The 4,433-nt window shown below is 71.0% G+C and carries 6 protein-coding genes; 3 read left to right on the top strand and 3 right to left on the bottom strand.

Features of this window, described 5'->3' with window-relative positions:
• Together aspT and IEZ12_RS13665 are read left to right on the top strand one after the other, a co-directional pair.
• On the top strand, positions 1 to 1,533 hold a 1,533-nt coding region (gene aspT / locus IEZ12_RS13670), incomplete at its 5' end, for an aspartate-alanine antiporter (protein ID WP_229847508.1).
• A 55-nt stretch (positions 1,534 to 1,588) separates the two neighbouring features.
• Positions 1,589 to 3,241, top strand: a complete 1,653-nt coding sequence (locus tag IEZ12_RS13665; RefSeq protein ID WP_189272285.1) for a bifunctional aspartate transaminase/aspartate 4-decarboxylase — start codon at positions 1,589 to 1,591, stop codon at positions 3,239 to 3,241.
• A gap of 20 nt (positions 3,242 to 3,261) precedes the next feature.
• On the opposite strand, the gene IEZ12_RS40795 is transcribed toward IEZ12_RS13665, so the two are convergent.
• Positions 3,262 to 3,351 carry a hypothetical protein gene (locus IEZ12_RS40795; RefSeq protein WP_444542892.1) on the bottom strand — a complete coding sequence of 30 codons (90 nt, stop codon included), beginning with the start codon at positions 3,349 to 3,351 and terminating at the stop codon, positions 3,262 to 3,264.
• A gap of 9 nt (positions 3,352 to 3,360) precedes the next feature.
• Between IEZ12_RS40795 and IEZ12_RS40790 the strand changes: the two genes are divergently transcribed.
• Positions 3,361 to 3,510, top strand: a complete 150-nt coding sequence (locus IEZ12_RS40790) for a hypothetical protein (RefSeq protein WP_444542891.1) — start codon at positions 3,361 to 3,363, stop codon at positions 3,508 to 3,510.
• Between the two features lie 88 nt (positions 3,511 to 3,598).
• On the opposite strand, the gene IEZ12_RS13655 is transcribed toward IEZ12_RS40790, so the two are convergent.
• Together IEZ12_RS13655 and IEZ12_RS13650 are read right to left on the bottom strand one after the other, a co-directional pair.
• The gene (locus IEZ12_RS13655) at positions 3,599 to 3,904 is read right to left on the bottom strand and encodes a hypothetical protein (protein ID WP_189272284.1); all 306 of its coding nucleotides are present in this window, start codon (positions 3,902 to 3,904) and stop codon (positions 3,599 to 3,601) included.
• A 95-nt stretch (positions 3,905 to 3,999) separates the two neighbouring features.
• Positions 4,000 to 4,433, bottom strand: a 434-nt coding sequence (locus IEZ12_RS13650; protein ID WP_229847507.1) for a MarR family winged helix-turn-helix transcriptional regulator, incomplete at its 5' end; no start/stop codon positions are given.

Genomic DNA, 4,433 nt, shown 5'->3' with positions numbered 1-4,433 from the left:
GCGCAGCACGTCTCGGTGAACGCCGACGTCAAGAACGTCGCGTTCGCGCTGTTCATCTTCTCGCTCGGATACATCGCCGGCCCGCAGTTCTTCGCCAACCTGAACGCCCGCGGTCTGCGCTTCGGCGTGCTCTCCCTGATGGAGGCCGTGGTCGTCATCGTGATGGCGCTCGGTTTCGCCACGTTCTTCGACCTGGACGTCGGCACCGCCGCCGGCATCCTGGCCGGCGCGGCCACCGAGTCCGCCGCCGTCGGCACCGCGCAGGACGCCATCGCCAAACTGCCCGGCATCACCGCCGAGCAGACCACCCAGCTGCAGGCGCACGTCGCCACCGCCTACTCGGTCTGCTACCTGTTCGGCCTGATCAGCATCGTCCTGCTGACCAGCCAGCTGTTCCCGATGCTGATGCGGATCGACCTCGCCGACGCGTCCCGGCAGCTGTGGGAGAAGATGCGCGGCGGCGACGCCGGCCACCAGGCCGGCGAGGAACCCTCGCTGCCCGCACTGGTCGGCCGGACCTACCTGGTGTCCCAGGGCGAGGGCGCCCGGATCAGCCGACTCCAGGAAGCCTCCGGACAGTTGATCACCGTCGAGGCGATCAGCCGGGGCGGGCGCAGACTCGACCCCGACGACGACCCGGTGCTGCGCCGCGGCGACCAGGTGCTGGTGGTCGGCCGCCGGTCCGCCGTCATCGACACCGGCCACGAACTCGGCCCCGAGACCAGCACACCCGGCCTCGACCGGGCGTTGGCGGTCCGTCAGGTCGTGGTCACCAACAAGCAGGTCGCCGGGCACCCGCTGAACGACGTCCGCGACCGCGACAGCCAGGCCACCGGCGGCGTCTTCCTCACCGACATCCAACGCGTCGACCACCACCTGCCAGCCGTCGGCGAGACCGAGGTCCACATCGGCGACACGCTCACCGTCGTCGGCGCCCCCACCAAGCTGGACCGGTTCGCGAGCCGGGTCGGCGCCACCGTCCGGCAGGACACCGCCGACTGGATCTACCTCTCCTTCGGCATCTGCCTCGGCGTCCTGCTCGGCAAGGTCAACGTCCGCTTCGGCGACGTCAACCTCACGCTCGGCACCGGCGGCGGCTGCCTGATCGTCGGGCTGGTCTTCGGCTGGGCCCGCTCGCTGCGACCCACCTTCGGCGCCTACCCGCCGGTCGCGGCCCAGACCATGAAGGACCTCGGCCTGGCGATGTTCATCGCCGTCACCGGAATGGCCGCCGGCCCCGACGCCGGCCCGCTGCTCAAGCAGTACCCGGTGCTGCTGCCCGCCGCGGGCATCCTGATGGTCGCCGTCCCCGCCTTCCTCGGCCTGTTCGTCGGCCGTAGGCTGCTGAAGATCGAACCGCCGATCCTGATCGGCGCGATCGCCGGCCAGCAGTGCTCCACCCCCGCGATCACCGCCATCGGGAACGTGGCGCAGAGCAGCGTCCCGATGCTCGGCTACACCATCACGTACACCATCTCCAACTTCCTGCTGCCGCTGACCGGTCCGGTACTGGTGGGCCTGGTCGGGCTCTGAGCCCCCGTCGGCGGCAGTCGGACAGCTGACCCGAACGCTAGGAGAGACGCCACCCATGACCAAGCCGTCGATCAGCCGCGAGGAGATCCACCGGCTCTCCCGGCTCAGCCCGTTCGAGCTCAAGAGCGAGTTCGTCCGGCTCGCCGAGCACTACCAGGCCGACCGGCCGGGCCAGAAGGGCAAGAGCACCGCCCACATGCTCAACGCCGGGCGCGGCAACCCCAACTGGATCTGCACCGGCCCGCGCGAGGCGATGCTCGCGCTCGGTCACTTCGCCCTCGCCGAATCCCGCCGGGTCTGGACCGCCGACAACCTCGGCGGCATGCCCGAACGGATCGGCATCGCCGCCCGCTACGACCGCTTCGCCCGAAGCCACCCCGAACTGCCCGGCATCGACCTGCTCTCCGCCTGCCTCAGCCTCGCAGTCGACCGCTTCGACCTCGACCGCGACGCCCTCGTCCACGAACTCGCCGACGCCGCGATCGGCGACAACTACCCCGTCCCCGGCCGGATGCTGACCGCCGTCGAACAGATCGCCGCCGGCTACCTGCGCGACGAACTGATGGACCGCCGGCCCCCCGCGGACCGCCTCGACCTGTTCGCCACCGAAGGCGGCACCGCCGCCATGTGCTACATCTTCGACTCCCTCGTGCAGAACGGCCTGCTGCACAAGGGCGACCGGATCGCCCTGATGGTGCCCGTCTTCACGCCCTACATCGAGATCCCCGAACTCGACGCCTACGAGTTCGACGTGGTCCGGATCGAAGCCTCCTCCTTCGCCGAGGCCGGCGTCCGCGAATGGCGCTACCCCACCGAGGAGGTCGCCAAGCTGGCGGACCCCTCGATCAGACTGGTCTGCCTGGTCAACCCCAGCAACCCGCCCTCGCTCGCGCTCTCCCAGCGGGTCACCGACCAGATCAGGTCCATCGTGGAGAGCACCAACCCCGGGCTGATCATCGTCACCGACGACGTCTACGGCACCTTCGTCGACCACTTCCGCAGCCTCGCCGCCGACCTGCCCCGCAACACCCTGCTCGTCTATTCCTACTCCAAGCACTACGGCTGCACCGGCCACCGCCTCGGCCTCATCGGCCTGCACCGCGACAACGTCGTCGACGACGCGCTGGCCGCACTCCCGCAGGCCGAGAAGGACCGACTGGCCGCCCGCTACGGACGGCTCAGCCTCGACCCCGGCCGCATCCGCTTCATCGACCGCCTGGTCGCCGACTCCCGACAGGTCGCCCTCAACCACACCGCCGGACTCTCGCTGCCCCAGCAGGCCCAACTCGCGCTGTTCTCGCTGTTCGGGCTGCTCCCCGAAGGCAAGGCGTACAAGGCGAAGGTGCAGGCCATCGTCCACCAGCGCCTCGAACTGCTGCTGGAGGGCTCCGGGATGAAGATCTCCCAGGACCCCGAGCGGGCCGGCTACTACGTCGAACTCGACCTGCTCGCCGAGGCCGAACGCACCTCCGGTGCCGCGTTCGCCGCCTACCTGCAGACCGCCTACGAGCCCACCGAACCCCTGTTCCGGCTCGCCGAACAGACCGGCGTCGTGCTGCTCAACGGCGGCGGCTTCGACGGCCCCGAATGGTCGGTGCGGGTCTCGCTGGCCAACCTCGACGACCTCGACTACCTGAAGATCGGCCACCACCTGAAGGCCATCCTCGACGAGTACCGGGCGGAGTGGACGGCAGCCGAACTGCGCTGAACGGCTCGCGGGCCCGGTTGTCACTGCTCGGCGGCGGCCCGGACCAGGCCGTGGTCGAAGGCGAACACCACCGCGTGCACCCGGTCCCGCACCCCCAACTTGGTTAGCACGCGCCGGACATGGGTCTTCACCGTGCCTCGCCCAGGTGCAGCGCCGCGGCGATCTCCGCGGAGCTGCTCGCCGAGGCGGGCCGACTCGCCGAGAAGAGCGAAGCGCACGGCGTGCGGCGCTGGGTGGCGGAGGCACGGGCGGAACTCGACCTGGCCTGAGTGCCGGCAGGGGTCGGCCTGGCTTGGGCGCCGGCAGGTCGGCCCGGCGGGCGGGGTGAACGGCCTTGGCCGGTGGGCCGGTTCGGCCTCAGCCCTCGGCGGGCTGGTGGTCCGGCTCGGGCGCGAGGTGCGGTTCCGGCGCAGGGTGCGGCATGAAGCGGCTCAGCGAGTAGTGGGGCGGGGAGCCGTCGCGGCTGCAGGGCGCGTCGATCCGAAGCTCGTCGGAGCGCAAGTCCGGTTCGGCGAGCACGAGTTCGTTGACGTAGGCCTTCAACTCGCGGGCGTCACCGGTGGCGAACAGGAGCGTCCAGCTGCCCGCCTCGGGCGCGAAGCGGGCGGCGTGCTGCTGAACGCGTTCCTGCTGCCGGCGTTTTCTCTTCCGTTGACCAGGCATTCGGTCAGCATCCCCGGCGGCCGTCACCCTGGCAAGCCGGATTCCCGAGCTCAACGGCGGCGCCTCCGCGGCTGATCGGCCGCCGGCTCGCCTGCTCAGTGCGGGAGTTGCCGCTCGCCGAGGGTGCGCAGGTGGCGGGCGAGGGCGGTGCGCTGAGCGGGGGTGAGGCCGTCGGTCAGGTCCGCGTCCACCGCCTCGGCGGTCTCGGCGCAGCGGGCGAGCAGGCGACGGCCCTCGGCGGTGAGGGTGAGCATCTGGCGGCGGCGGTCCTCGGGGTCGCGGACGCGTTCGACTGCGCCGAGCTCCTGCAACTGGTCCGCGAGCGCCACGATCAGGCTCGGCACGACTCCCAGGCGGGTCGCCAACTCCTGCTGGGACGCGGCCGATCCGTCATCCAGTGCGGCCAGCAGGGCCGCGTGCTTGGGCTTGATCCCCAGCGCTTCGACCCGGCCCGCGAAGCGGTCCGACGCGAGGGCGCCGAGGACGCCCAGGTTGAAGACCACTGTGGCGCGCAGCGCCGCTGCTCCCT

This window comes from Kitasatospora griseola, assembly GCF_014648555.1.
GTDB classification, from domain to species: domain Bacteria; phylum Actinomycetota; class Actinomycetes; order Streptomycetales; family Streptomycetaceae; genus Kitasatospora; species Kitasatospora griseola.
Note: the sequence above shows the minus strand (reverse complement) of the source record. Positions and strands in the feature narration are given on the sequence as shown.